Annotated in this window: 27 protein-coding genes and 1 pseudogene; 8 read left to right on the plus strand and 20 right to left on the minus strand. The window is 68.2% G+C overall.

Translation table 11 applies throughout. The annotated features are described in order from the left end of the window. Positions 1–83 precede the first annotated feature (83 nt). The 3 genes and pseudogenes from CSEG_RS23625 to CSEG_RS10715 all read right to left on the minus strand — a co-directional run. A pseudogene (locus CSEG_RS23625) lies at positions 84–175 on the minus strand (hypothetical protein); the annotation flags it as partial. A gap of 29 nt (positions 176–204) precedes the next feature. After that, positions 205–3,672 carry a transcription-repair coupling factor gene (gene mfd, locus CSEG_RS10710; RefSeq protein WP_013079252.1) on the minus strand — a complete coding sequence of 1,156 codons (3,468 nt, stop codon included), beginning with the start codon at positions 3,670–3,672 and terminating at the stop codon, positions 205–207. Positions 3,673–3,696: 24 nt separating this feature from the next. After that, the gene (locus CSEG_RS10715; RefSeq protein WP_041538583.1) at positions 3,697–3,990 is read right to left on the minus strand and encodes an FAD assembly factor SdhE; all 294 of its coding nucleotides are present in this window, start codon (positions 3,988–3,990) and stop codon (positions 3,697–3,699) included. A gap of 197 nt (positions 3,991–4,187) precedes the next feature. On the opposite strand from CSEG_RS10715, the gene CSEG_RS10720 reads away from it, so the two are divergent. Next, entirely contained in the window at positions 4,188–5,762 is a 1,575-nt protein-coding gene (locus CSEG_RS10720) for a DEAD/DEAH box helicase (RefSeq protein ID WP_013079254.1), read from the plus strand. Positions 5,763–5,826: 64 nt separating this feature from the next. On the opposite strand, the gene CSEG_RS10725 is transcribed toward CSEG_RS10720, so the two are convergent. Beyond that, positions 5,827–6,510: an HTTM domain-containing protein gene (locus CSEG_RS10725; RefSeq protein ID WP_013079255.1), complete on the minus strand. Its 684-nt coding sequence runs from the start codon at positions 6,508–6,510 to the stop codon at positions 5,827–5,829. Continuing rightward, positions 6,507–6,944: a hypothetical protein gene (locus tag CSEG_RS10730; RefSeq protein WP_013079256.1), complete on the minus strand. Its 438-nt coding sequence runs from the start codon at positions 6,942–6,944 to the stop codon at positions 6,507–6,509. Before CSEG_RS10730 ends, CSEG_RS10725 begins: the two co-directional genes overlap by 4 nt. Before the next feature lie 152 nt (positions 6,945–7,096). Here CSEG_RS10730 and CSEG_RS10735 point away from each other — a divergent pair, with 152 nt between their 5' ends. Beyond that, entirely contained in the window at positions 7,097–7,387 is a 291-nt protein-coding gene (locus CSEG_RS10735; RefSeq protein WP_013079257.1) for an aa3-type cytochrome c oxidase subunit IV, read from the plus strand. On the opposite strand, the gene CSEG_RS10740 is transcribed toward CSEG_RS10735, so the two are convergent. Continuing rightward, positions 7,382–8,533 (minus strand): glycosyltransferase family 61 protein, encoded by a 1,152-nt coding sequence (locus CSEG_RS10740; RefSeq protein ID WP_013079258.1) that lies wholly within the window; start codon positions 8,531–8,533, stop codon positions 7,382–7,384. The genes CSEG_RS10735 and CSEG_RS10740 overlap by 6 nt on opposite strands. A 61-nt stretch (positions 8,534–8,594) precedes the next feature. Beyond that, entirely contained in the window at positions 8,595–10,049 is a 1,455-nt protein-coding gene (locus CSEG_RS10745; RefSeq protein ID WP_013079259.1) for a coniferyl aldehyde dehydrogenase, read from the minus strand. A 195-nt stretch (positions 10,050–10,244) separates the two neighbouring features. Here CSEG_RS10745 and CSEG_RS10750 point away from each other — a divergent pair, with 195 nt between their 5' ends. Both CSEG_RS10750 and CSEG_RS10755 read left to right on the plus strand, forming a co-directional pair. Continuing rightward, the gene (locus CSEG_RS10750) at positions 10,245–11,306 is read left to right on the plus strand and encodes a GGDEF domain-containing protein (RefSeq protein WP_013079260.1); all 1,062 of its coding nucleotides are present in this window, start codon (positions 10,245–10,247) and stop codon (positions 11,304–11,306) included. A gap of 136 nt (positions 11,307–11,442) precedes the next feature. Continuing rightward, entirely contained in the window at positions 11,443–12,246 is an 804-nt protein-coding gene (locus CSEG_RS10755; RefSeq protein WP_013079261.1) for an enoyl-CoA hydratase/isomerase, read from the plus strand. On the opposite strand, the gene CSEG_RS10760 is transcribed toward CSEG_RS10755, so the two are convergent. Genes CSEG_RS10760 through CSEG_RS10810 form a run of 11 tightly spaced genes read right to left on the minus strand, consistent with a single transcriptional unit; the run spans position 12,243 to position 20,710 of the window. After that, entirely contained in the window at positions 12,243–12,638 is a 396-nt protein-coding gene (locus CSEG_RS10760) for a DUF6165 family protein (protein ID WP_013079262.1), read from the minus strand. The genes CSEG_RS10755 and CSEG_RS10760 overlap by 4 nt on opposite strands. After that, positions 12,639–13,610 (minus strand): glycosyltransferase family 9 protein, encoded by a 972-nt coding sequence (locus tag CSEG_RS10765; RefSeq protein WP_013079263.1) that lies wholly within the window; start codon positions 13,608–13,610, stop codon positions 12,639–12,641. It lies immediately after the preceding gene. Between the two features lie 42 nt (positions 13,611–13,652). Then, a complete protein-coding gene (locus CSEG_RS10770; RefSeq protein WP_013079264.1) occupies positions 13,653–13,853 on the minus strand; it encodes a hypothetical protein in 201 nt (66 codons plus the stop codon). Then, positions 13,853–14,245 carry a HesB/IscA family protein gene (locus CSEG_RS10775; RefSeq protein ID WP_013079265.1) on the minus strand — a complete coding sequence of 131 codons (393 nt, stop codon included), beginning with the start codon at positions 14,243–14,245 and terminating at the stop codon, positions 13,853–13,855. Before CSEG_RS10775 ends, CSEG_RS10770 begins: the two co-directional genes overlap by 1 nt. A 14-nt stretch (positions 14,246–14,259) precedes the next feature. Beyond that, positions 14,260–14,619 (minus strand): SUF system Fe-S cluster assembly protein, encoded by a 360-nt coding sequence (locus CSEG_RS10780; protein WP_013079266.1) that lies wholly within the window; start codon positions 14,617–14,619, stop codon positions 14,260–14,262. An 8-nt stretch (positions 14,620–14,627) separates the two neighbouring features. Then, on the minus strand, positions 14,628–15,854 hold the full coding sequence (locus tag CSEG_RS10785) for an aminotransferase class V-fold PLP-dependent enzyme (protein ID WP_013079267.1): 1,227 nt from the start codon (positions 15,852–15,854) through the stop codon (positions 14,628–14,630). Next, entirely contained in the window at positions 15,854–16,882 is a 1,029-nt protein-coding gene (sufD, locus tag CSEG_RS10790) for a Fe-S cluster assembly protein SufD (protein ID WP_013079268.1), read from the minus strand. The genes CSEG_RS10785 and sufD overlap by 1 nt, the downstream gene beginning before the upstream one ends. Then, positions 16,879–17,628, minus strand: a complete 750-nt coding sequence (gene sufC, locus CSEG_RS10795) for a Fe-S cluster assembly ATPase SufC (RefSeq protein WP_013079269.1) — start codon at positions 17,626–17,628, stop codon at positions 16,879–16,881. The genes sufD and sufC overlap by 4 nt, the downstream gene beginning before the upstream one ends. Further along, a complete protein-coding gene (gene sufB / locus CSEG_RS10800) occupies positions 17,629–19,098 on the minus strand; it encodes a Fe-S cluster assembly protein SufB (protein ID WP_013079270.1) in 1,470 nt (489 codons plus the stop codon). Next, positions 19,098–20,237, minus strand: a complete 1,140-nt coding sequence (locus CSEG_RS10805; protein ID WP_013079271.1) for a cysteine desulfurase family protein — start codon at positions 20,235–20,237, stop codon at positions 19,098–19,100. Before CSEG_RS10805 ends, sufB begins: the two co-directional genes overlap by 1 nt. Then, a complete protein-coding gene (locus tag CSEG_RS10810; RefSeq protein ID WP_013079272.1) occupies positions 20,234–20,710 on the minus strand; it encodes an Rrf2 family transcriptional regulator in 477 nt (158 codons plus the stop codon). Before CSEG_RS10810 ends, CSEG_RS10805 begins: the two co-directional genes overlap by 4 nt. A 180-nt stretch (positions 20,711–20,890) precedes the next feature. Here CSEG_RS10810 and CSEG_RS10815 point away from each other — a divergent pair, with 180 nt between their 5' ends. Both CSEG_RS10815 and CSEG_RS10820 read left to right on the plus strand, forming a co-directional pair. Continuing rightward, positions 20,891–21,541, plus strand: coding sequence for an alpha/beta hydrolase (locus CSEG_RS10815; RefSeq protein WP_013079273.1), 651 nt, complete (start codon positions 20,891–20,893; stop codon positions 21,539–21,541). A gap of 117 nt (positions 21,542–21,658) precedes the next feature. Then, positions 21,659–22,954 (plus strand): NAD(P)/FAD-dependent oxidoreductase, encoded by a 1,296-nt coding sequence (locus tag CSEG_RS10820; protein ID WP_013079274.1) that lies wholly within the window; start codon positions 21,659–21,661, stop codon positions 22,952–22,954. A gap of 2 nt (positions 22,955–22,956) precedes the next feature. On the opposite strand, the gene CSEG_RS10825 is transcribed toward CSEG_RS10820, so the two are convergent. Further along, positions 22,957–23,634, minus strand: coding sequence for a DUF6624 domain-containing protein (locus tag CSEG_RS10825; RefSeq protein ID WP_013079275.1), 678 nt, complete (start codon positions 23,632–23,634; stop codon positions 22,957–22,959). A 65-nt stretch (positions 23,635–23,699) separates the two neighbouring features. Next, positions 23,700–24,803, minus strand: coding sequence for an anhydro-N-acetylmuramic acid kinase (locus CSEG_RS10830; protein ID WP_041538584.1), 1,104 nt, complete (start codon positions 24,801–24,803; stop codon positions 23,700–23,702). A 43-nt stretch (positions 24,804–24,846) separates the two neighbouring features. Between CSEG_RS10830 and CSEG_RS22545 the strand changes: the two genes are divergently transcribed. Together CSEG_RS22545 and tyrS are read left to right on the plus strand one after the other, a co-directional pair. Then, positions 24,847–24,897 (plus strand): hypothetical protein, encoded by a 51-nt coding sequence (locus CSEG_RS22545; protein ID WP_024265744.1) that lies wholly within the window; start codon positions 24,847–24,849, stop codon positions 24,895–24,897. Positions 24,898–24,994: 97 nt separating this feature from the next. Next, entirely contained in the window at positions 24,995–26,320 is a 1,326-nt protein-coding gene (gene tyrS, locus CSEG_RS10835) for a tyrosine--tRNA ligase (RefSeq protein WP_167535122.1), read from the plus strand. Positions 26,321–26,358 lie beyond the last annotated feature (38 nt).

Raw genomic sequence — 26,358 nt, forward strand, 5'->3', positions numbered from 1 at the left:
GTGTAAAAGTTGGAAGTGTTTGAAATCGTTGAGTTCGATTCCGGATACGCGGATCATAGAGCGCCGCGAACGCTCGTACTTGCCCCCTCCGCGCTAACGCGCTCCTCCCCCGGAGGGGGAAGAAGGGGCGCGTTTCCTTCCGCCCCCTCTGGGGGCGGACGACCTGCGAAGCAGGTCAGGTGGGGGCCTGCGGCGGCGGCCGCCCTACCCCTTCGCCAGCTTCGCCAGCTGGGTCAGGATCTTCTCGGCCGCGTCGAGACGCTGGGCCGGGGTCTCCCACTCGCCCTTCACGACCACCTTCTGGTCGGGACGCACCTTCCAGATCAGGCTGTTCTTGGCGACGAACTGGACGAGCGCCAGCGGGTTGGCGAATTCGTCGTTGCGGAAGCTGGCGACCGCGCCCTTGGGGCCGACGTCGATCTTGGCGACATTGGCCTCGCGGCACAGGCCCTTGATCGCGACGACCTTGAGCAGGGAGTCCGTCTCGGGCGGCAGCGGGCCGAAGCGGTCGATCATCTCGGCGGCCAGGGCTTCGCGGTCGTTGGCCTTCTCGGCTTCCGACAGGCGACGATAGAGCGACAGGCGCACATTGAGGTCCGGCACGTAATCGTCGGGGATCATCACGGCCGCGCCGGTGTTGATCTGCGGCGACCAGCCCCGGTCTTCCAGCAGGGCCTCTTGACCTTGCCGTTGCTTCAGCTCGGCGACGGCGTCCTCCAGCATCTGCTGGTAAAGCTCGACGCCGATCTCCTTGATGTGGCCGCTCTGCTCGTCGCCGAGCAGGTTGCCGCCGCCACGCTGGTCCAGGTCGTGGCTGGCCAGCTGGAAGCCCGCGCCCAGGCTGTCCAGCGACTGCAGCACCTGCAGGCGCTTCTCGGCCGACAGGGTCAGCGACTTCTCGACCGGCGTGGTCAGATAGGCGTAGGCGCGGGCCTTGGAGCGGCCGACGCGGCCCCGGATTTGATACAGCTGGGCCAGGCCGAACATGTCGGCGCGGTGGACGATCAGCGTATTGGCCGACGGGATATCGAGCCCACTCTCCACGATCGTGGTCGCAAGAAGCACGTCGTACTGGCCCTCGTAGAAGGCCGTCATCACGTCCTCCAGCTGGGTGGCCGACATCTGGCCGTGGCCGACGACGTACTTCACCTCCGGGACCTGGGTGCGGAGGAACTTCTCGATGTCCTCCAGGTCCTTGATGCGCGGCACGACGTAGTAGGACTGGCCGCCGCGATACTTCTCGCGCAGCAGGGCCTCGCGCAGGGTCACCGGGTCGAACGGGCTGATGTAGGTGCGCACCGCCAGGCGATCGACCGGCGGGGTCGCGATGATCGACATCTCCCGGATGCCCGACAGCGCCATCTGCAACGTGCGTGGGATCGGCGTGGCGGTCAGGGTCAGCATGTGCACGTCGGCGCGAAGCTCTTTCAGCTTCTCCTTGTGCTTGACCCCAAAGTGCTGCTCCTCGTCGACGATGACGAGGCCCAGGTCCTTGAACGACACCTGCTTGGACAGGATGGCGTGGGTGCCGACCACGATCTCGAACTGGCCATTGGCCAGGCCCTCGCGGGTCTCGGCCGCTTCCTTGCCGGTGACCAGGCGCGACAGGCGCGTAACCTTGACCGGCCAGCCCTGGAAGCGGTCCTTGAAGGTTTTGTAGTGCTGGCGCGCCAGCAGCGTGGTCGGGCAGACGATCGCCACCTGCTTGCCGCTCATCGCCACCACGAAGGCCGCGCGCAGGGCCACCTCGGTCTTTCCGAAGCCGACGTCGCCGCAGATCAGGCGGTCCATCGGCTTGCCGGACGATAGGTCCTCCAGCACGTCATGGATGGCGCTGAGCTGGTCGTCCGTCTCTTCATACGGGAAGCGGGCGCAGAACTCGTCGAACACGCCGTGCGGCGGATCGGTCTCCTCGACGTGCTTGAGCTGGCGGGCGGCGGCGATCTGGATCAGGCCCTCGGCCATGACCCGCAGGCGCTCCTTGGCTTTCGCCTTACGGCCTTGCCAGGCCGCGCCGCCCAGCTTGTCCAGCTGGACGTTGTCGGCGTCGGCCGCGCCGTAGCGCGTCAGAAGGTCGATGTTCTCGACCGGCAGATAGAGCTTGGCCTCGCCGCCATACAGCAGGTCTAGGCAGTCGTGCGGCGCGCCCTGGACGTCGAGGGTCTTCAGGCCCTCGTAGCGGCCGATGCCGTGGTCGATGTGGACGACGAGGTCACCTGGCGTCAGCGCCGAGGCTTCCGCCAGGAAGTTGGCGGCGCGGCGCTTCTTGCGCGGGCGGGCCAGGCGGTCGCCCAGAATGTCGGTCTCGGAGATGACCGCCAGCGCCTCGGTCTCGAAGCCGTGGTCGAGCGGCAGCACGACGCGCTGCGGGACCTTGGGGTCATTGGCTTTCGCGGCCTGCCAGTAGCCGGCGAACGGGATTTTCTTGAGGCCGTGGTCGGCCAGCATGGTCCCCAGGCGCTCGGACGAGCCCTCGGACCACGACGCGAACAGCACGCGCTTGCCCTCGGCCGCCAGCTTCCTGGCGTGGTCGGCGGTGGCCTCGAACAGGTTGACGCTGTCCTGGGCCCGCTCGGCGGCGAAGGTGCGGCCAAGCTTCGCGCCCAGATCGACGACATCCAGGCCCTGCGGCTGGAACGGCGTGAACTGCCGGTGCGTGCGGTCGGAAAGCTCGCGGTCCCACTCGGCGGCCGTCAGGTACAGCGCCTCGGGCGGCAGCGGACGATAGGCGGACTTGCGGTCGGCGCTGGCGCGGGCCTCGTAGGCGTCCAGGATCATCGACAGGCGCTCGTCGCGCGCTTCAGCCGCTTGGTGGTCGACGCCGATCAGGGCCCCGGCCGGCAGATAGTCGAACAGCGTCGCCATGCGCTCGTAGAGCAGCGGCAGCCAGTGCTCGAGGCCGGCGCGGCGGCCGCCCTCGCTGACCGTGGCGTACAGGGGATCGTCTCCCGGCGCGCCGAACTCGGCGACATAGCCCTTGCGGAAGCGCGAGATGGCGTCAGCGTCCAGCAGGGCCTCGCTGACCGGCAGGAGGTCGATCTCCTTCAGCTGCTTGGTCGAGCGCTGGGTCTCGGGATCGAAGGCGCGGATGCTCTCCAGCGTGTCGCCGAACAAATCAAGGCGCACCGGCTCCTCGGCGGCCGGCGGATAGACGTCGATGACGCCGCCGCGGATCGCGAACTCGCCGCGCTCCGACACGGTCGAGGCGCGGGCGTAGCCGTTGACGGCGAAATAGGTCTCGAGATCCTTGATGTCGACGACGCCGCCGACCTTGGCGCTGTAGCTGGCGCGCAGCAGCACGTCCTTGGTCGGCACGCGCTGCAGCAGGGCGTGGGCGGCGATGACCAGGATGGCCGGCTTGCTCTCGCCCAGACCGCGCGCCAGGCGCGACAAGGTCGACATGCGCGTGGCCGAGACGCTCGCCGACGGGCCGATGCGGTCGTAGGGCAGGCAGTCCCACGAGGGCAGCAGCACCGCCTCGATCTCGGGAGCGAAGAACTTTAGGCTGTCGATGAAGGCGCCGGCGCGGGCGGTGTCGCGGGCGACGAAGGCGGTCAGCCCGCCACGCGCCCTGGCGATGTCGGCCATCACCAGCGCGTCGAAGCCTTCCGGCGCGCCGGCCAGGGTCAAGCCGCCGGCGGCCTTGGCGATCTGTTTGGCGTCGTAGGCCATCGGGTCTCTTGGTCTAGAAAGGGGTCAGGCGCCGTCGCCGGCGGGGCGCGACGCGTGCGCCTCGAACCGGAACGCACGGATCATCGCCAGGACGTCCGTCTCGAAACGCTCGGGAGTCGGCTCCTGGCCGACGATCCAGGCATAGATCTCGCGATCCGACTGCTCAAGCAGGGTTTCCAGCGTGTCGAACTGCTCTGGCGTCAGGTTCGGGCCATGGATGTCCGCGAACGGGCCCAGGATCAGGTCCGCTTCCCGGAAACCGCGATGCCAGGCGCGGAAACGAAGGCGCCGAAGGCGGGAGTCGTGGTCGATGGTCATGCCCGGCCGCATATAGAGCGGCGGTCGGCCAGACGCCAGCGGCAGCCCCCTCGCCAGGGTGACGAAATCCCCCTTCACGCCTTGTCGCGATTGACTTTGGCGACTTTCGGCCTATTTATCCGCACCTTCGGAGCAGGTCTGGCGAATCCGCGCCGCCCGCTCGCCCAAGCACGGGCGGCTCCGCAGATCAGCGTGTAATGACTGAATTTTCCGACCTCGGGCTCTCGCCCACGACCCTGCAGGCGGTCGCCGACACCGGCTATACCACTGCCACGCCCATCCAGGCCCAGGCCATTCCGGTGGCCCTCGCCGGCCAGGATGTCCTCGGCATCGCCCAGACCGGCACCGGCAAGACCGCCGCCTTCACCCTGCCCCTGATCGACAAGCTGCAGTCGGGCCGAGCCAAGGCCCGCATGCCGCGCGCCCTGGTCATCGCCCCGACCCGCGAGCTGGCCGACCAGGTCGCCTCCAGCTTCGAGAAGTACGCCAAGGGCACCAAGCTCTCGTGGGCGCTGCTGATCGGCGGCGTCTCGTTCGGCGACCAGGAAAAGAAGCTCGACCGCGGCGTCGACGTCCTGATCGCCACGCCGGGCCGCCTGCTCGACCACTTCGAGCGCGGCAAGCTGCTGATGACCGGCGTCCAGTTCCTGGTCGTCGACGAAGCCGACCGCATGCTGGACATGGGCTTCATCCCGGACATCGAGCGCATCTTCAAGATGACGCCGCCGAAGAAGCAGACCTTGTTCTTCTCGGCGACCATGCCGCCGGAAATCACCCGCCTGACCAAGCAGTTCCTGCGCGATCCGGTCCGGATCGAGGTGGCGCGTCCGGCGACGACCAACGCCAACATCACCCAGCTGCTGGTCAAGGTCCCCTCCTCCGATCCCAAGGCCAAGCGCCTGGCGCTGCGCGCTCTGATCGAGAAGGCCCAGATCGAGACCGGCATCGTCTTCTGCAATCGCAAGACCGAAGTCGACATCGTCGCCAAGTCGCTGAAGGTGCACGGCTACGACGCCGCCCCGATCCACGGCGACCTGGACCAGACCCAGCGCATGAAGACCCTGGCGGACTTCCGCTCGGGCGCGCTGAAGATCCTGGTGGCCTCGGACGTCGCCGCGCGCGGCCTCGACATCCCGGCCGTCAGCCACGTCTTCAACTACGACGTCCCGCACCACGCCGACGACTACGTCCACCGCATCGGCCGCACCGGCCGCGCCGGTCGGACGGGCATCACCTACATGCTGGTCACGCCGGCCGACGACAAAGGCTTCGACAAGGTCGTCAAGCTGATCGGCTCGACCCCGGACGAAGAAAAGCTTGAGCTCGACTACTCGAACGCCGTCACCGTCAAGCGCGAGGGCGACCGCGACCGCAAGCGCGGCGGTCGTGACCGAGACCGCGATCGCGGCGAGCGTGGCGAACGTCCGGCCCGCGGCAGCAGCCGCAGCCGCGGCCGCGCCGAAGAGACCGCCATCGAGGCTCCGGTCGAAGCGATCGCCGCCGAAGCGCCCGAGGCCGTCGTCGAGGCCCGTCCCGCCCGCGAACGCAAGCCGCGCCGCGAACGCGAGCCGCGCCCGGTCGCCGCCGCGCCCGTCGTCGAAGCCGAACGCCCGGGTCGTCCGGAGCGCGCGGAACGGCCGGACCGTCAGGAGCGCCCCGAGCGTCCCGTTCGCGGCGTCCAACCGGTTCGCGATCGCGATGACGACGACCGTCGCGTCGTCGGCTTCGGCAACGACATCCCCGCCTTCCTGGCCAAGCCGCCGCGCAAGTAGCGGCGAGCCAAGACATGCACAAATGAGGGCGTCGGACTCCGTGTCCGACGCCCTTTTGCTTGGGCTAGTGGACTAGGCGGCCCTGAAGCCACAGGATGGCCGGATAGACCGACAGCCAGGTCCAGAAGAAGCGGTTCAGGCCGAACAGGCAGGCGTTGGCCAGGTGAAAGGTCCCGGCGACGACCAGGGCGGCGATCAAGGTCGGCTTGGTCAGCATGGCCAGCGGGAAAACCAGCTCGAACCCCATCACCGCCCAGGACATCACGGTCAGCAGCCTTGGTCGTTCGGCCAAAGCGCGCAGGGACTCGGCGACCGGATAGGCCGAGAACTGGAAGACGTCGCGCAACGCCCGCCCCGATCGCCAATCGGGGTTCACGACCTTCACCCAGCCCGAGATGAAGTAGGACAGCACCAGCTGCGCGCCCAGATAGCCGAAGAAGAGCTCCCGCAGCGGCGTGCTGGGCGCCAGGCTGGCGAGGGTCAGGCACCATAGCGACAACAGGCCCATCCGGTCGCTGCCGCCGTTATAAGGGCCTTGGAAGCGCTGAAGGATCAGCAGCGACAGCGCCGCCATCGCCACCAGCGGCCACGGCGACGCGACGCCCAGCAGCACCAGCACGCACAACACCGCCCGCGCCAGGAACAGGGCGCGCTCGTCGCGAAAGCCGCGCAGATGCTCCAGGCTCTGCTGCAGCAGGGCCAAGGCCAGCAGCGCCTGCGTCAGGCGGATCGCGTCCGGCAAGGTCATCGGACGTCGATCTCCGCCAGAGCGCGCGGCGCGGCCTCGAACTGCACCTCTCGCGTGATCGCCTCGCCGTCACGCACGACGAAGACGAGCCGAAAAGCCAGCCAGCCCTCGACCGTCTCCCCGCCCCGCGCCAGATCGGCGGCGATCCGCTTGAAGATCTCGTGCTCGCTGTGCGCGGTCGGGTTGTCGATCAGGCGCTCGGCGCAGCTGACCAGGAACAGGCTCTCGTTCCAGCGCGGGTTCCACAGCAGGCGAGCCGCCATGGTCGCCGACGTGACCCGCTCAGGCCGGGGGCGGAATTCTAGCCAGGCCTCCGGCGCCGCTTCGACCGAAGGGGTCACCGCGTATTCCACGCGCGGCGACGGCGCGATGACGTCGAAGAAGTTCCAGGACGGGATCAGGGCCGGCAGCAGCAGCTGCAGCGGATTGGGCATCGTCCCTGCTCCAGGCGGCCGAGGAATCGCTCGATCCTAAGCTTAACCCGAGCGGCCTTCGATAGCGCCGGTGGCGGAACACGGGTATCCTGGCGGACGTTTTCGACGCGCGGCGCGTATAGGCCGCGAACCAGCTAAGGGAGGATCGCGCCATGGCCGCCACCCAGCCTGACGCCTTCGAACACGACATCGCCGATCGCGAGGCGATCCTGATCGCCCACGAGAGGACCTACCACGCCTTCGCCATACTCGTGCGATGGGCGATGTTGCACAGCGCGGTGGTGATCAGCGCCCTGACGGTGTGGTTCGCCACGCCGGCGGGCTTTTTTGGCGGTCTGGTCACCGCCATCGTGGTCTTCGTCGTCGGCTACTACGGCATGGTCCGCCGCGAGGAGCAGCAGCCGCTGGACCCGTGGGTCGAGGGCCGCAAGGGCATCCTATAGCGCCGCGTCCACGAAGCGCAGCAGATCGTCCAGCGGCGGCTTGAACGCGAACTTGAAACCGCGTCGCAGCCGGGCGGTCAGCGGCGCCTGTCGCGCCGGACAGGGCGAGGCGCAGACATAGCCTCGCCAATCGACGCCCACTTGGCGGCAGGCCGCCCTCACCCACTGGCTGGTGAAGTTCAGCGGCTGAATCTCGACGACACGCGCGCCGCGCGGCAGGAAGACCGCGTTGGCCAGGGCCGCGCCGCTGGCGCCGACCACGATCTCGGCGTCGCGCATCAGGGCGACCTGCTCGGCGGCGCTCAGGGTCTCGGGCCGAACGATCGCAAAGCCCCGCGCCGCCAAGGCCCGCTCGAACGCGGCCTCGCCGACCATGACCCGCATCGACTGGCCCCGACGCGAGAGATAGACGCGCCGATGGCCCTCGCCGGCGGGCGCGCGCGCCAGAACCCGCGCCGCCAGATCGGCCAGGAGGCCGTTCGGATGATGCAGGAAATGGTCCATGCTGGTGGCGAAGGCGGCGCGCTTGAGCTGGACGACCGGCGCGTCGATCTCCGTCACCGCCCTGCCGGGAAACGCCAGGTCGATCAGGTCGCGCTGCCAGGTGGCGAGCTTGGGCGCCAGGATCGGCAGGTCCTCGAGCAGCCCCACCTGCTCCAGCGCCAACAGGGACGTCAGCGCGTCGATCACGAAGTGGCCGTAGTTGAAGGTCGCGCCCCACGGCAGGAAGACGGCGCCGCCCTCAAGCACCGGCGCGGACGCTGGCGGCGTAAAGCGCGAAGCCTGATCGCTCAGGCCCGGGATCGCCGACAGGTCCGGATGGCCGTGCCGCGCCTCGCCGACCGTGGCGTTGTAGAGCGCGCCGTCCGTTCCCATCAGCGCGCCGAAGGCGGGGAACCACCAGGTCTCGCCAACCACGCAGAGCGCAGGAACATTGACCGGCGGCCGGGCGGCGATGTCATGGGGCCAAGCGGCCGCCTCCAGCCCGCCCAGACGCCCCATCGGCGCGTCGGCCGAGGCGTCGTTTTCCGGGGCCCAGGCGACGCCGGGCTCGCTTCGCGCCAATAGCCCCGCCAGTTCAAAGGACAGCACGCGCGGCATGTCCTGGGCTTCGACAATGGGGCGCACGGAGAGCGACGCGGTCATGCCCCGCTTGGAGCATGACCCGGCCCGGCTGAAAACCCTTCTACGGGTCCTTAGCGCCGACCTATCGCTTGATCTGACCCGCCAGATATTTGCGGATCGCCTCGCCGTAGGGCGGCCGCAAGCCGAGCATCGGCGCGATGTCCTTCTTCAGCTGCTGGAACACCGCTTTCCTGTGGCTGAACTCCAGGAAGCCGTCGTGGCCGTGATAGGCGCCCATGCCGGCTGGGCCAACGCCGCCGAACGGCAACTCTTCCTGGGCGACGTGGAAGATCACGTCGTTGACCGTGACCCCGCCGCTCGTCGTGCGCGCCAGAACCCGGTCCTTCTCGGCCTCGTCGGTCCCAAACCAGTACAGCGCGAGCGGTCGGTCGTGGGCGTTCACATAGTCCACGGCCTCGTCGATCGTGCGATAGCTCTTCACCGGCAGGACCGGACCGAAGATCTCCTCCTGCATGACCTTCATGTCGTCGGTCGGATCGATGATCAGGGTCGGAGCGATCTTGCGATGCTCCTGCTGCGACAGGTCCTCGCCGCCCGGATTGATCTCGACCACGCGCGCGCCCTTGGCCTTGGCGTCGTCGACATAGCCCTTCACCCGGTCGTAGTGCCGCTGGGCGACCAGCGCCGTATAGTCGGGATTATCCTTCAGCGTCGGGAAGTAGCGGCCGACGGCCGCCTTGGCCTCGGCGACGAAGGTCTCGACGTCCTCCTGGGGAGCCAGGACATAGTCGGGGGCCAGGCAGATCTGGCCGGCGTTCAGGGTCTTGCCGTTCATGATCCGAGCGGCGGCGGTGGCCAGGTCGGCGCCGCGCGACAGGATCACCGGGCTCTTGCCGCCCAGCTCCAGCGTCACCGGCACCAAGTTCTCGGCCGCGGCGCGCATCACGTGACGGGCCACCGAGGTCGCGCCGGTGAACACCAGGTGGTCGAAGGCCAGGCCCGAGAACGCCTGTCCGACTTCCGGCCCGCCGACGAACACGGCGACCTCTTCCTCGTCGAAGGCCTCGGCGAACATCGCCTTCAGCAGCTCGGACGTGGCGGGGGTGTATTCCGAGGGCTTGATCATCGCCCGGTTACCGGCGGCGAAGATGCCCGCCAGCGGCGCGAAGGTCAGGTTGACGGGGAAATTCCACGGGCTGATGACGCCGACTACGCCCTTGGGCTGGTACTGCACCGCGGCCTTGGCCCCGAACAGACCCAGGATCGCCGGGGTGGTCCTGCGCTTCTGCGGCCGCATCCATTTGGCGACGTTCTCACGGGCGAACTTCAGCGGTCCGATCGAGCCAGCGACGTCGGTCAGGGCCGTCGCCTCGGGCGAGCGCGACCCGAAGTCCGCGTTCACGGCCTTTGCGATCTCCGCCTGGTGGCCGATCAGCAGGTCGATCGACCGGTTCAGCCAGTCGACGCGCTTTTCCACGCTGGGCGGACCGTCGCGCAGATGCGCGGCCTTCTGGCGGCTGAGCACCTCGTTCATGGTCGCCTTGTGGGCGTCCAACGGGTTCATTGGAGCGTTCATCTCTCGCCTCCCATGGCTGGCGCGACGCTCGTGGCGCAGCGCTCATCTTATCATCGTTCACCATGCGTGAGCGTGCGTTCGCGCGCAAGCAAACCTTGCTCGTTCTTAACGGGTCGTAAGAACTCTACCGTCTAGTCTCCGTGTCCATGCGATCGGCCTTTCCCCGACGGAAAGGACGGACGGGGGATAAGAGAAATGTCGGAAGTCGAAACCGCGCTGCGCGGCCCTGAAGCCTATAAGGTCGCCTCGCGCGCGCTGGAGCTGATGGAGCGCCACCAAGTGTGGCCGACCGCGCTGAATTTCGAGCTCTGGACGCACTATGTCGCCGATCCCGACGGCCCCCTCGCCCGTGAACTGACCCGGCTGATCTCGATCGGCGAGCCGATGACCGAGCTGGTCAGCGAGGAGCTGGCCGCGACCTACCTGCCCAAGGTGCGGCTGAACGACCAGATCCGCGACGCCGGCGACATCCTCTCCAAGGAACTGGAGGCCGTCGCCAAGGCCATCCAGAACGCCCAGAAATCCAACGCCGCCTTCGGCAAGGAACTGGCGGGCGCGACCAAGAACCTCGACAAGTCCACCGACGTCGAGGCCATCAAGGTCGTCGTCTCGAACCTGGCCGACGCCACCCGCCGCGTGCATCGCGAGAACCAGTCGCTGGAATCCCGTCTGGCGGAATCGACCTCCGAGGTCGAACGCCTGCGCGAACACCTCGAACAGGTCCGCCGCGAAGCCACCACGGACGGCCTCACCAACCTCGCCAACCGCAAGGCCTTCGACGAGGAACTGGACCGCGCCTGCGCCGAGGCCGACCGCCAGGGCACCCCGCTGTGCCTTGCCGTCCTCGACATCGACCATTTCAAGGGCTTCAACGACACCTGGGGCCACCAGACCGGCGACCAGGTCATCCGTTACGTCGCCTCGGTGATCGGTCGTGTCGCCGCCCCGCCGCGCTTCGCCGCCCGCTACGGCGGCGAGGAATTCGCCATGATCTTCCCGCGTGAGAATTCGGCGGTCATCGCCGCCTCGCTCGAGGAAATCCGCGTCGAGGTGTCCTCGCGCATGCTCAAGCGCCGCTCGACCAACGAGGACCTGGGCGCGATCACCATCTCGTCGGGCTTCGCCGAGCGTCGCCCGGGCGAAAGCGGCCACTCGATCATGGAACGCGCCGACGCGGCCCTCTATGCGTCCAAGCGCAACGGCCGCAACCGCGTGACGGCGGCCGAGGGCATGCCCGCCTCGGCGAACGCAGCCTAGTCTCCCTCGACCCAATTTCGATAAGACGCCGCCGATCCCGCATCGGCGGCGTTTTTCGTTGAAGATTCCGCTAGCCTTCCCAAGGGGCAAAGGCGCCTAGACTCCTCCCCAAAGAGACGAAAGGGAGGTCAAGGCCGTGGACTACCAGAAGATCCGTGTCTCGACGCACGACGGCGTCGCCACCGTCACCCTCGCCGATCCAACCACGCTGAACGCCGCCAGCCTGGAGATCGCTCGCGAGCTGATCCACGCCTTCTCGTCCATCGCGGCCGGCAAGGTGGAGGCGCGCGCGGTGATCCTGACCGGCGAAGGCCGCGGCTTCTGCTCGGGCGCCAACCTGTCCGGCGGCGGCGCGGCCGGGCGCGAGCTGGATGTCGACGGCAAGCCCGATGCCGGCTCGGCGCTGGAGACCATCTACAATCCGCTGATGACCTTGCTGAAGGACTTCCCGCTGCCGATCGTGACGGCGGTGAACGGCCCGGCGGCCGGCGTCGGCTGCTCGATCGCCCTGATGGGCGACATCATCGTCGCGGCCGAGAGCGCCTACTTCCTACAGGCCTTCCGCCGGATCGGCCTGGTGCCCGACGGCGGCTCGACCTACCTGCTGCCCCGCCTGGTCGGCAAGGCGCGGGCCATGGAGATGATGCTGCTGGGCGACAAGGTGCCGGCGGCCACGGCGCTTCAGTGGGGTCTCGTCAATCGCTGCGTGCCGGACGACGAGCTGATCGGCGCGGCCACCGCCATCGCCCAGGAGCTGGCGCGCGGCCCCGCGGCGCTCGGCGCGATCCGCAAGCTGGTCTGGGACAGCCTGGACGCCGACTGGACCGGCCAGCTGCACGCCGAGCGCAAGGCCCAGAAGTTCGCCGGCAAGACCGAGGACTTCATCGAAGGCGTCAGCGCCTTCCTCCAGAAGCGCGCGGCGGCGTTCAAGGGGCGCTAACCCGCCAGATAGGGCTTGTAACTCTTCTCCTCGACGATCTCGGAGCCGGCGGCTTCGTTGATCGCGCGCTTGATGGCGGCGCGGCGGTCGTTGTCGATATAGACGCGGCGCGCCAGGGCCACGAAGTCGGGGCCGAAGTCCTGGCGACGCTCGCAGTCGCGCTTGCCGTCCTCGATGTCCCAGAGGGCGGCGTTGACGGCGGTGAGCTCCTCGGTCAGGCGCGCGATCTCGGCCGTGTCGGGCAGGTGCTCGCGCGCGGTGGCCTCCAGCAGGGCCAGCTCCTTGCGGACATTGGCTTCCTTGGCCGGATCGCCGATCCGCTCGGCCTTGACCCGCAGGATGGTGATCTTGTCGACCAGTTCGCCCGCCGAGATCGGCGCGAGGATGGACATTCAGGACGCTCCGGAAACCAGTTTCTCAAGGGCGGCCCAGACCGTGTCGAGCGGCAGGGCGTCCATGCCGCTTCCGTAGTCCTCCGCGACCAGCATCTCAAGCCGGGCGGCGGCGGGACGGAACTTCACGGCCTTGCGGCGGTCCTGCTGCAGCGACAGCAGGGGCGCGCCGCCGGCGGCCAGCATGTGGCCGGGTCCCGCGTCGTTGGCCACGCCCGCCGCCAGCCGTCCGGCTAGGGCGATAACCAGCAGCGGCCCTTTCACGGGAAGACCGTCAGTGCGATTGCGCTCAGTCTGGAGGGCTTGCGGGACCTCGCGGGCGGCGATCGCCGCGTCATCGGCCTCGTCGGGACCGAAGAAGAACACCGGCGTCCAGCCCCTGGCGACGATCCGGCGGGCCAGCTCCAGGTAGTTCTCCAGCGGCCAGCGCTTGTCCTGGCCGCCCGCGCCGGGCGCGAGGCCGACATAGGTCGAACCGGCGGGCAGCAGGATCTCAGCGGCCTTCAGGGCGTCGGGATTGGTCAGGGCCAGGGGCCTAGGCGCGCCCTGCCCGTTCGTCGCCAGCGACAGCAGCCGCGCAAGCCGGTCGGCGACCGCGACGGGCCAATCCTGGCTCCGCGCCAGCCGCGCCGCCGAGACGAAGCGTCCGGCCGCTCCGCGCCGGGCGACGCCGCTGCGCCGCAGGTTCTCCTGGGTGTCGATGACGAGGTCGAACTTCCGACCGCAAAAGGGTCTGGACCAAGGCAGGCTGTCGCGCGCCTTCGCGCCGTTAGCCCCCTCCAGGATCACCTCGTCGATATAGCCCTGGACCACGGCCTTCAGCGGCCCGGCATAGACGGTCTCGCCCTTGGCCGCGCACCAGCTGATCCGCGCGTCCGGAAACGCCGCGCGCAGGCCGGCGATGAAGGGCAGCTTGATCAGCCCGTCGCCGATCACCTCGCCCATCGAATAGATCAGAACCGTCTTGACCATGGCCGGGCTTAGGCCGCCCGGCGCGCTCCGGTCAATGCGCGATCAGACAGCGACCGGGCACTCGGCCGGGATCGCGACGAAAGTCCCCTCCGCGCGACGCTTCTCGAAGTGCTTCTGGGCGCAGCCGCCCGAGCACAGGAGGCCGGTGTCCGACCAGTAGAGCGGCGCCTCGTCCTCGTGCTTGAAGCGCGGGGAGCCCCACGGCAGGCCGCATTCGACGCACGACGGGGTCTTGGCCAGCATTACTCGTGAACCTCGGCGGCGGGCTGGATCGTGACGCTCTCGCCGCAGCCGCAGGCGTCGGTCTCGTTGGGATTGTGGAACACGAACTTCGAGGACAGCTTGCTGACCTCGTAGTCGATTTCCGTGCCGATCAGGAACAGCACCGCCTTGGGCTCGATCAGGATCGTGACGCCCTTGTCCTCGACCACCTCGTCGATCGGGCCCTTCGTCTCGGCATATTCGAAGACGTATTCCTGGCCGGCGCAGCCGCCGTTCTTCACGCCGACGCGCAGGCCGACATAGGGCTTGTCGGCCTTGTCCATGATCGCCTTCACGCGCGCGGCCGCGGCGTCGGTCAGGGTGACGACCTTGGGGCGCGGACGGCGGGGACGTGCGGTGATCGCGGTTTCCATGGCGTTTGAACCGATCAGAACATGTTCAGTTGCAGCTTGGCCTCGTCGCTCATGCGCGAGGAATCCCACGGCGGATCGAAGACGAGATCCACCGTGCAGGACTTCAGGTCCGGGATCTCCAGAACCGCGTCCTTGACCCAGCCCGGCATTTCGCCGGCCACCGGGCAGCCCGGCGCGGTCAGGGTCATCTCGATGGCCACGTCCTTGTCGTCCGAGACGTCGACCTTGTAGATCAAGCCCAGCTCATAGATGTCGACCGGGATCTCCGGGTCGTAGACCGTCTTCAGCTTCTCGATCAGCTGGTCGGTCAGCCGATTCAGCTCGTCCTGCGACAGGGCGGAAGCGGGTTCGGGAACGGCGGCGGCGTCGGTCATGAAGCGGCTCAACTGAAGAAACTGCGGGCCTTGGCCAGCGCGTCCACGAACGCGTCGGCTTCGGCCTCTGTGTTATATAGGGCGAACGAGGCCCGGGCGCTCGATGTCACGCCGAAACGGCGCATCAAGGGCTCGGCGCAGTGCGTGCCGGCGCGCACGGCGACACCGTAGCGGTCCAGCACCTGGGCGATGTCGTGGGCGTGGGCGCCCTCGACCGTGAAGGACAGCACCGCGCCCTTGCCAGGCGCCTCGCCCAGGATCCGCACGCCGTTGACGCCGCGCAGCCGCTCGGCGACCCGCTCATAGAGGGCGTGTTCGTGGGCGAAGATCGCGTCGCGATCCAGGCCGTTCAGCCACTCGATCGCCGCGCCCAGGCCCACGGCCTCCAGGATCGCCGGAGTGCCGGCCTCGAAGCGGTGCGGCGGGTCGGCGTAGGTGATCCGATCCAACGCCACCGAGCCGATCATCTCGCCGCCGCCCTGGTACGGCGGCAGGGCCGCCAGGCGCTCGGCCTTGCCGTAGAGCACGCCGATCCCGGTCGGACCGTACAACTTGTGGCCGGAGAAGACGTAGTAGTCGACGTCCAGCGCCTTCACGTCGACCTTGGTGTGGACTACGCCCTGGCAGCCGTCCAGCAGCACCGGCGCGCCGGCCGCGTGGGCCAAGCGGACGATCTCGGCCACGTCGTTGACCGTGCCCAGCACGTTCGACATGTGGGTGACGGCGACCATCTTGGTCTTCTCGGACAGCAGACCCTTGTAGGCCTCCACGTCCAGGCGCCCGTCTTCCAGCACCGGAATGAACTTCAGGACGACGCCCTTGCGCTCGCGCAGGAAGTGCCACGGCACGATGTTGGCGTGGTGCTCCATCTCCGAGAGCACGATCTCGTCGCCGGCGTTCAGCGACAGGCCGAACGAGCTGGCGACCAGATTCACCGCCTCGGTCGCGCTCTTGGTCCAGACGACCTCGTCGCGCTCGGCGTTGATGAAGCGCGCGACGGTTTCCCGCGCCTTTTCATGGGCTTCGGTCGTTTCGTTCGCGAGCGTGTGCAGGCCGCGATGGACGTTGGCGTACGAGGTGCGGGCCAGGCCCATCATGGCGTCCAGCACCGCGTCCGGCTTCTGGGCGCTGGCGGCGCTGTCGAGATAAATCAACGGCTTGCCGTGGACTTCTCGCGCCAGGATCGGGAACTGGGCGCGGATCGCGGCGACGTCGTAGGGCGCGTCAAAGGCCATCAGGCGTCGCTCCCCAGCTTGCGGGCGACCCAGGCGGCGGCGACCGCGCGCGCGCCCTCGTGCTCGATCCGCTCGATCACTTCACCGACGAAGGCCACGGTCAGCATGGCCTTGGCGTCCGCCTCGGGGATGCCGCGCTGCTTGGCGTAGAACAGCACCTCGTCGTCCAGCGCGCCGATCGTGTTGCCGTGGGCGCAGGAGACGTCGTCGGCGAAGATCAGCAGTTCTGGCTTGGCGTCGATCTCGGCCTTGTCCGACAGGATCAGGGCGTGGTGGCCCATCCGCGCGTCGGTCTGGTCGGCGCCCTTCTCGACGACAATCCGCCCCTGGAAGACGCCGCGCGCCTGATCGGTCACCATGCCCTTGGTCAGCTGGCTGGTGACGCCGTCGAGACCACCGTGGGTCACGACGCTGGTCAGGTCGGCGTGGCGTTGCGCATCGAGCAGATAGGCGCCGTCGAGGCGGACCTCGGCATGGGCGCCGGGGTGGCGGACGCGGGTTTCGATCCGCTGGCGACGTGCGCCGGAGGTCAAAACGGTCTGGGCGAACTTGGCGCCGGGGGCCAGGGCGACCTCGGCGGTGACGACGTTGACGGCCTCGGCCTCGTCGTCGACCAGCACGATCCGCTCCAGCGAGGCGCCCTCGCCCACGGCGATGTCGAGCGCGACGTCGGAGACATAAGCCCCGGCGCGGCCTTCGTGGCTTTCCAGCAGGACGAGGCTCTCGCCCGGCTTCACCACCAGGGCGTGGCTGGCGCCCTGCGAAGCCTTGTCGGCCAGGGCGACGAAGCGCAGGGCCACGACGCCCGAGGCGACGTCGGAGGCGCCCGCGCGGCGTCCGTTGACGAACAGGGTCTCGGCGTCGGCCAGGCCCGCGAACGGACCGGCCGGAACCTCGCCGTCATGCGCCGGCGCGACCGGTGGCAGAACCTTCAGCAGGCCCCGCAGGTCGGTCCAGCGCCAGTCCTCGTCGCGCCGCGACGGCAGCGCCGAGAGGTCGCCGGTCTTGAGGGCGGTCGAAAGGGTCAAGCCGCCGCCCCCACGATGCGGTCATAGCCCTCGGCTTCCAGCTGCAGGGCCAGCTCCGGACCGCCCGAGGCGACGATGCGGCCGGCGGCCAGCACGTGGACCTTGTCGGGTTTGATGTGGTCCAGCAGGCGCTGGTAGTGGGTGATGACCAGCATGCCGCGCTCGGGCGAGCGCAGGGCGTTGACGCCCTCGGAGACGATCTTCAGCGCGTCGATATCCAGGCCGCTGTCGGTCTCGTCGAGGATGAGGAACTTCGGCGAAAGCATGGACATCTGGAAGATTTCCATCCGCTTCTTCTCGCCGCCCGAGAAGCCGACGTTCAGGCCGCGCTTGAGCATCTCGAAGTCGATCTTCAGCGCCGCGGCCTTCTCCTTGGCCAGCTTCAGGAAGGCCGGCGCGGCGACCTCGTCCTCGCCCCGCGCGCGGCGCTGGGCGTTGAGGGCGGTGCGGATGAAGGTCAGGGCCGGAACGCCCGGAATTTCCAGGGGATATTGGAACGACAGGAACAGGCCCTTGGCCGCCCGCTCGTTCGGCTCCAGCGACAGCACGTCCTCGCCATTGAGCGTCGCCGAGCCCTCGGTGACCTCATAGCCGTCGCGGCCGGTCAGCACGTAGGACAGGGTCGACTTGCCGGCGCCGTTCGGCCCCATGATCGCGTGGACCTCGCCGGCGGGAACGTCCAGCGTGACGCCCTTCAGGATCGGCTTGTCCTCGACGCGGGCGTGAAGGTTCTTGATGGAAAGCATTTAACCGACGGATCCTTCGAGAGAAATCGCCACGAGCTTCTGGGCCTCGACGGCGAATTCCATGGGCAGTTGCTGCAGCACGTCCTTGACGAAGCCGTTGACCAGAAGGGCCACGGCCTCCTCTTGGCTGAGGCCGCGCTGCTGGCAGTAGAACAGCTGGTCGTCCGACAGCCGCGTGGTGGTGGCCTCGTGCTCGAACACCGACTGGCCATTGCGGGCCTCGATGTAAGGCACGGTGTGGGCCGCGCAGTCCTTGCCGATCAGCAAGGAGTCGCACTGGGTGAAGTTGCGCGCGCCCTTGGCCTTGGGGTGGGCCGAGACGAGACCGCGATAGGTCGAGGTCGACTTGCCGGCGCTGATGCCCTTGGCGACGATCCGTGAGCGGGTGTTGGCGCCCAGGTGGATCATCTTGGTGCCGGTGTCGGCCTGCTGGTGGCCGTTGGTCACCGCGATCGAATAGAACTCGCCAGAGCTCCCCTCGCCGCGCAGCACGCAGGACGGATACTTCCAGGTGATGGCAGAGCCGGTCTCGACCTGGGTCCACGAGACCTTGGAGCGGTCGCCGCGGCAGTCGGCGCGCTTGGTCACGAAGTTGTAGATGCCGCCCTTGCCGGTCTCGGGATCGCCCGGGTACCAGTTCTGGACGGTCGAGTACTTGATCTCGGCGTCGTCCAAAAGGACCAGTTCGACCACCGCCGCGTGCAGCTGGTTCTCGTCGCGCATCGGGGCCGTGCAGCCTTCCAGGTACGAAACGTAGGCGGCCTTGTCGGCGATGATCAGGGTGCGCTCGAACTGGCCGGAATCCTTGGCGTTGATCCGGAAATAGGTCGACAGCTCCATCGGGCAGCGCACGCCCGGCGGGACGTAGACGAACGAGCCGTCCGAGAACACCGCGCTGTTCAGGCACGCGAAATAGTTGTCCGAGGTCGGGACCACGCTGCCCAGGTACTGGCGCACCAGTTCGGGATGCTCGCGGATCGCCTCGCTCATCGAGCAGAAGATGACGCCGGCCTGGGCCAGCTCCTTCTTGAAGGTCGTGACGACGCTGACACTGTCGAACACGGCGTCCACCGCGTAGCGCGGCGCGCCCTCGACGCCGGCCAGAACCGCCTGTTCTTTCAGAGGGATGCCGAGCTTTTCGTAGACGGCCAGCAGCTCCGGATCGACCTCGTCCAGGCTCTTGGGGCCTTCCTTGGTCTTCGGGGCGGCGTAGTAGTAGGTGTCCTGGTAGTCGATCGGCGGATAGCTGACCTTGGCCCAATCGGGCTCGTCCATCGCCAGCCAGCGGCGATAGGCGTCAAGCCGCCACTCCAGCATCCACGCCGGCTCGTCCTTCTTGGCCGAGATGAAGCGCACGATGTCCTCGGAGAGGCCCTTGGGGGCGAACTCCTGGTCGATTTCGGTCGTGAAGCCGTGCTCGTACTTCTCGAGCGCGGCGACGGTTTCAACAGTCTCTTTGACCGCGGCCACTAAGCCACCTCCCGGCGCCGGGCGCCGATACGCTTCCAGGCGGCGAGCCAGGCGTCGCCGCACTTGATCCAATCGTCTTCCGTGCTCGCCCAGCCGCCGCTGATACGCAGGGCGAACGGGGCGAGATCGGCGCGGCCCATGGCTTCCACCACGCGGCTGGCCTTGACCTTGCCCGAAGAGCAGGCGCTGCCGGCGCTGACCATGATCCCGGCCAGGTCCATGTTCATGACCTGGACCTCGGAGCCGAAGCCCTCGCCCGCCAAGCACAACGTCTGGGGAAGGCGATCAGCCCCCTCGCCCAGCACGACCGCGCCCTCGGCTTTCAGCCGCTGGGCCAGGGCGTCGCGCCATTGGGCCTGTTCGGCCATCGAGGCAAGGCCTTCCTGGGCCGCCTGGGCCGCCGCGCCGAACGCGGCGATGCCGGCGACATTCTCGGTGCCGGCCCGGCGACCGCGCTCCTGACCACCGCCATGAAGGCGACGGGTGACCGTGGCGCGGGTCCCGGCGACCAGAGCGCCGACGCCCTGCGGCCCACCCAACTTGTGGGCCGACAGCGCCATGGTGTCGGCGCCGAGGCCGGAGAAGTCGATCGCGATCTTGCCGGCGGCCTGGACGGCGTCGACATGCAGCCAGCCGTCGTGGGCGCGCACGAGGGCTGACGCCTTATCCACAGGCTGGATGACGCCGGTCTCGTTGTTGGCCAGCATCAGGCAGACCAGGGTCTTGCCCGGCTTTTCAAGCGCTTGCGCCAGCCAGCCGAGATCGGCGACGCCATTGTTGTCCACAGGCAGGACCTCGACCGGCAGGCCAGAAGTCTTCGCCGTCTCGGTGACCGCGTCGTGCTCGATCGCGGAGATGAGGATGCGTTCGACGCCGGCCGCCTTGGCGCTCTCGATGGCCAAGGCGTTGGCCTCGGTCCCGCCGCTGACGAAGGTGACGGAGCCAGCGGGCACGCCGACCAGGGCGCCGACCTGCGCGCGGCCGCGCTCGACCACGTCGCGGGCGGCGCGGCCGGCGGCATGCACCGACGAGGGGTTGGCCGGGCTCTCCAGGGCGCGCAACAGCGCCTCCTTCGCCTGCGGCCGCAAAGGCGCCGTGGCGTTGTAGTCGAGATAGATGGAAGGGCGGGAGGCGTTCACTCGGCCGCGATCTCCATCGGACGGGCCACTTTCTCGCTATTTGGCCGAAGCTCGCCCTTCAGCACGTCGGCGACCGACACGCTGGCGAGATAGCCGTGAATCTGGCGGCCCATCTCTTCCCAGAGATTATGCGTCATGCAGCGCTCGCCGCCGGCCATGCAGCCCTTGGCTTGGCCCTTGGTGAAGTTGCAGCGGGTGGCGCGCAGCGGTTCGTCCACCGCCAGCACGATGTCGGCGATGAAGGTTTCGGTAGAGGCCTTGGCCAGGCGATAGCCGCCGCCCGGCCCGCGAGCGCTGATCACCAGGCCCTTGCGGCGCAGGCGCGCGAAGAGCTGCTCAAGATAGGAAAGCGAGATCTGTTGGCGCGCGGCGATCTCGGCCAGGGCCACGGCGCGGCCCTCGCCTTCGTCCTGGCGCTTGGCCAGGTCGGTCATCGCCATGACCGCGTATCGTCCTTTGGTGCTCAGGCGCATCGCCTTACCCCTTGCAGATTCCGCGCGCATCGGCTTTTGCGTGTGCTACAAGCCGCGACTTCGCGCGCGGGCCGTCGGTCCGCTTGCTGGCTGCGATTTAGGAAGACCAAGCGCGGCGGTCAAGTATTCTGGCGACCCAATCGTCGGATCTTCGGCCGCTGTCGAGCTGAAGGGGATGACATGCCTGATGTGATTTTGACCGGCGCGTCTGGACGGATCGAGGGTCGCTATTCTCCCGGCAAGACCGAGACGGCGCCGATCGCCCTGATCCTGCACCCGCACCCGAAGGCCGGCGGTCACATGAACCATCCGGTTTCGGTGCAGCTGTATCACCTGTTCATGAAGCGCGGTTTCGCGACCCTGCGCTTCAACTTCCGCGGCGTGGGCCGCAGCCAGGGCGAGTTCGACGCCGGCATCGGCGAGCTGGCCGACGCGGCCACGGCGCTGGACTGGCTGCAGACCTCGAACCCGGCCGCCAGCCAGACTTGGGTCGCCGGCTTCGACTTCGGCGCCTATATCGGCATGCAACTGCTGATGCGCCGTCCCGAGACGGACGGCTTCATCTCGGTCTCGCCGCCGACCAACATGTACGATTTCAGCTTCCTGGCCCCCTGCCCGGCCTCGGGCCTGTTCCTGACCGGCTCGGCCGACACGATCACCCCGCCGGTCGAGGTGGAGCGCGTGGTCACCAAGCTGCGGACCCAGAAGGGCATCACGATCGACTACGAGGTCATCGACAAGGCCAGCCACTTCTGGACCGAGCATCTGCCCAGCGTCGAGAAAAGCGTCAGCGACTATCTCGACAAGCGATTGGCCGAAAATCCTATCTAGCGAGTTCAAAAGGCCTCCCTCCGGGGAGGCCTTTTTCGTTGCGCGTCGCGGCGGCTGGCGGAACATCGGTCCACGACCTATATTTTCACCGATTGATGAATATCAAGCGAGGCGGTGATGCACTACGACATCGTCATCGTCGGCGGCGGCGCCGGCGGACTGGAACTGGCGTCGCGGCTGGGCCGCAGGCTGGGCGGTCGGCCCAATACACCCCATCGGGGCAAGCGCCGGGTGCTGCTGATCGACCGCTCCAGCTTCCACATCTGGAAGCCGACCCTGCACGAGGTGGCGGCCGGCACCCTCGACGTCCACCAGGAAGGCATTTCCTATTCGATCCTCGGCCGCTCCAACGGCTTCAACTTCCTCCTCGGCGAGCTCGAGACCTTCGATCCCGGCGCCAAGCGCCTGACTCTCAGGGCGATCACCGACGATAACGGCCAGGTGCTGGCGCCCGAGCGCGCCATCACCTTCACCTATGGCGTCCTGGCGGTCGGCTCTGGCTCCAATCTGTTCGGCACCCCCGGCGCCGAGCAGGCTCATCTTCCGGAGCGGACCGAGGACGCCGAGGCCTTCCACGCCCGGCTGCTGGCGGCCTTCACCAAGGCCTCGTTCTCGAACGACAAGATCATGCGCGTCGCCATCGTCGGCGGCGGCGCGACCGGCGTCGAACTGTCGGCCGAGCTGATCGAGGCGCACCGCGAATTGCTGGGCAGCTTGGGCGACGAGCAGCGTTTCCGCCTGGACATCACGGTCGTGGAAGCCGCGCCGCGCATTCTGGGCGCCCTGCCCCAGAAGATCGCCGACAAGGCGACCCTCGCCCTGGAACGCAAGGGCGTAGCCGTGAAGACCGACGCCAAGGTGCTGGCCGTCCACGCCGATCGCCTGGAAACCAGCCAGGGCGACGTGCCCGCCGACCTGATCGTCTGGGCGGCAGGGATCAAGGCGGCCGAGACAAACCAGGGCTTTGGCCTGGAGACCAACCGCGCCAACCAGTTCGTGGTCAACGCCCACCTGGAGACCTCCGCCCCCGACGTCTGGGCCTTGGGCGACTGCGCCGCCGCGCCGTGGAAGGATGGCAAGACTGTCCCTGCCCGCGCCCAGGCCGCGCACCAGCAGGCCAGCTACCTGGAAAGGGCGATCATCGCGCGCCTGCGCCAGGGGCCGCTCAAGGCGCCGTTCGTCTATCGCGATTTCGGCTCGCTGGTCTCCTTGGGGGACCACAAGGGCGTGGGATCGCTGATGGGCGGGCTGGGCGGTCCGAACTTCTTCATCGAGGGGCTGCTGGCCAAGTGGGCCTACATGTCCCTGCACCTGGATCACCACCGTGCGATACTCGGCGTCGGCCGCACGGCCACCTTGGCGCTCGCGCGCCTGCTGCAGCAGCGGGTGTCAGGACGGCTGAAGCTGCACTGACCTCACGTGCAGGGCGGATAGTTTGTCTGAAAATAGGCCAGGTACTCGGCCATGCTCTGGGGGAACCCCATCGCCTTGCGCCGCTCGTCCACCGTCTCGGGATCCTCCAACCGATCCGGCGCCCACTTGCCGGCCTCACACACGACCTGACTGCCATAGCGCTGCGGCCGCCCTTCGTTGAGCGCCAGACGGTCGTACATCAGGCCGTAGTTCTGGCCGTCGACCTCGCCTTTCGCGACCAGAGGCTCCAGCACGGGCACGAAACGGCGCCAAAGCTCCAGATTAGAGTGCTGGACGATCATAAAGGCGGCCTTCGCGGCCTTGTCGCCATAGCGGCTTTTCAGAAACCAGCCCTCGGGCGGCGCCATGGCCAGGAGGGCCTTCTCGTTCTCGGCGTCCGCCTCCTCGACCGGGTCCCACATGGCCTTTCGCGCGGCGTTCATCTCTTCCGGCGGCAATAGGGAGAGATCAATGGTCACAAGAACGCGCCGACCGACCTGATCCAGCCGCCCCATCCGCTCCAGCTTCTCGGCATCGTTGGCCGGCGGCGGCAGCGCGGCCTGAGCCTTGCGTTCGGCTTCCAGGGCTTGGCGTACGGGCGCGATCAGCTCCGCGGCGCGCGGGCTAAGGGGCGGCCCATCGCTCGCGCCCAACAAGACCGCCAACAAAATCCCGATCATGCTCGCCCCCTGGCTTTAGTCCGAGGCCAGCTCAATTCAAAATCGTGGCCAAGTCTAGGCGTCGGTCAGGGCTCGACGATCCGACCGCCCGTCATCGGCGCCGTCACGCCGGTCGTGCCCGGGAAGCTGATCGGCAGGCCCTGGGCCGTGCGGGCGGCGAGATAGGCGAAGGCCTCGGCCTCGATGCTGTCGCCGCGCCAGCCGAAGGCCTCGGCGGTCTTCACCGGCACGGGCGCGCGCTCGGTCAGGGCGCGCATGATCTGCGGATTGTGACGGCCGCCGCCGCAGACGATCAGCGCGCTGGGCCGCGCGCCGTGGTCGAAGGCCTTGATCACCGCCTCGGCCGTGAAGGCGACGAGGGTCGCGGCCGCGTCCTCGGCCGACAGCGGCTCGACCAGGTCCAGCGGGAAGTCGTAGCGGTCCAGGGACTTGGGCGCGGGCCCGGCGAAGTAGTCGCTGGCCAGGAAGGCGTCGAGGATGGCCTGATCGACCCGGCCGGCGGCGGCCAGCCGGCCGTTCTCGTCGAACCGGCCCAGCCCGCGCTCCTGAAGCATCAGGTCGATCATGCCGTTGCCGGGGCCGGTGTCGAAGGCCCACAGGTCGTCGCCCTCTCCAATAAGGGTGATGTTGGCCACGCCGCCGATGTTCAGCGCCGCCACGGGCGCGGAGAGGCCCGAGGCGCGGGCGCGAGCGGCGTGGTAGATCGGGGCCAGCGGCGCGCCCTGCCCGCCGGCCGCCACGTCGGCGGTGCGGAAGTCGAACGCCACCGGCCGCCCCGTGGCCTTGGCCAGGCGCTCGGCGTCCAGCAGTTGCACCGTCCGACCGATCCGTTCGGGCGTCGGACGCTCATGCAGCACCGTCTGGCCGTGCACGCCCAGAAGATCGAACTCGCTCCATGCGAGGCCATGCTCGGCCAGGAAGCTCTCGGCGGCGTGAAGGTGCTCGTCGGCGACCGCCTGGGCGGCCTCGGCGAAGATCTCCGGCGCGGGCTTGCCACGCGGCCAGCCGCGGGCGACCTCGGTGGCGACCAGCAGCAAGTCCCGGGTTTCCTCGCGCAGCTTGCGCTCGCCGGCCGGGCCGAAGGCTTGAATGTCGTGGCCGTCCGTCTCCAGCACCGCCATGTCGACCGCGTCCAGCGAGGTGCCGGTCATGAATCCCAGGATCTTCATGGGAGCGTTGACTGCCACGGCCGCGAAACGGTAGCTAGGCCCCATGATCGACGCTTTCGTCCTGGCCCGCCCCTATTACCGCCCGCTGCCATAGCGGGAGGCCGACCAGACACGTCGCTTAGCCCCCGCCTCGCCGGGGTCGCTTTCTTTCCAGTCGATCATGCGCTCCGGCATCCTCCCCGGAGTCTGAAATGAAAGCCTCACAATCCAATCCCGCCGTGCTAGACGGCCCGCCAAGTCAAATAGAGAGTCGATCCATGTCCGCCGCGTCGTCCTTCAAGTCAGAGTTCCTGCGAACCCTGGAGGCGCGCGGCTATATCCACCAGATCACCCATCCGGAGGAACTGGACGCGGCCGCCTCGGCCGGGATCGTCACCGCCTACATCGGTTTCGACGCCACCGCGCCATCCCTGCACGTCGGCAGCCTCATCCAGATCATGCTGCTGCGCCGCCTGCAGCAGGCCGGCCACAAGCCGATCGTCCTGATGGGCGGCGGCACCACCAAGGTCGGCGATCCCACCGGCAAGGACGAGAGCCGCAAGCTGCTGTCGGACGCCGACATCCAGGCCAACATCGCCGGCATCAAGCAGGTCTTCGCCAAGTTCCTGACCTTCGGCGACGGGCCCACCGACGCGATCATGGTCGACAACGACGTCTGGCTGTCGAAGTTCGGCTACGTCCAGTTCCTGCGCGAATACGGCGTGCACTTCACCGTCAACCGGATGCTGGCCTTCGACTCGGTCAAGCTGCGCCTAGAGCGCGAGCAGCCGATGACGTTCCTCGAGTTCAACTACATGCTGATGCAGGCGGTGGACTTCCTGGAGCTGAACCGCGCCCACGGCTGCGTGCTGCAGATGGGCGGCTCGGACCAGTGGGGCAACATCCTCAACGGCGTCGAGCTGACCCGTCGCGTCGACCAGAAGAGCGCTTTCGGCCTGACGACGCCGCTCCTGGCCACCGCCTCGGGCGCCAAGATGGGCAAGACGGCGGCCGGCGCGGTGTGGCTGAACGCCGAGCAGCTGAGCCCCTACGACTACTGGCAGTTCTGGCGCAACACCGAGGACGCCGACGTCGGTCGCTTCCTGAAGCTGTTCACCGACCTGCCGCTCGAAAAGATCGCCGAACTGGAAGCCCTCGAAGGCGCCCAGATCAACGAGGCCAAGAAGGTGCTGGCCGACGAAGCCACCCGCATGGCCCACGGCGAGGAAGAGGCCCGCAAGGCCCGCGACGCCGCCGAGAAGGCGTTCGAACAGGGCGCGCTGTCGGCCGACCTGCCGACCTTCGAGGTTCCGGCGGCGGATCTTGAGGCCGGGATCGTGCTGGCGGCGCTCTTCACCGACGCGGGTCTGGCCGGTTCTCGGGGCGAGGCGCGTCGCCTGGCTCAGGGCGGTGGCCTGAAGGTCAACGACAAGGCGGAGGCCGACGCCAACCGGACGATCACCTCGGCCGATCTCGTCGAGGGCGTGGTCAAACTCGCCGCCGGCAAGAAGAAGATCGTGTTGGTGAAGCCCGTTTAGTTATCGTATGCCGGACGGACTTAACCGGCCCGTCCGGC

Origin of the sequence: Caulobacter segnis ATCC 21756 (assembly GCF_000092285.1) — a bacterium.
Classification (GTDB): domain Bacteria; phylum Pseudomonadota; class Alphaproteobacteria; order Caulobacterales; family Caulobacteraceae; genus Caulobacter; species Caulobacter segnis.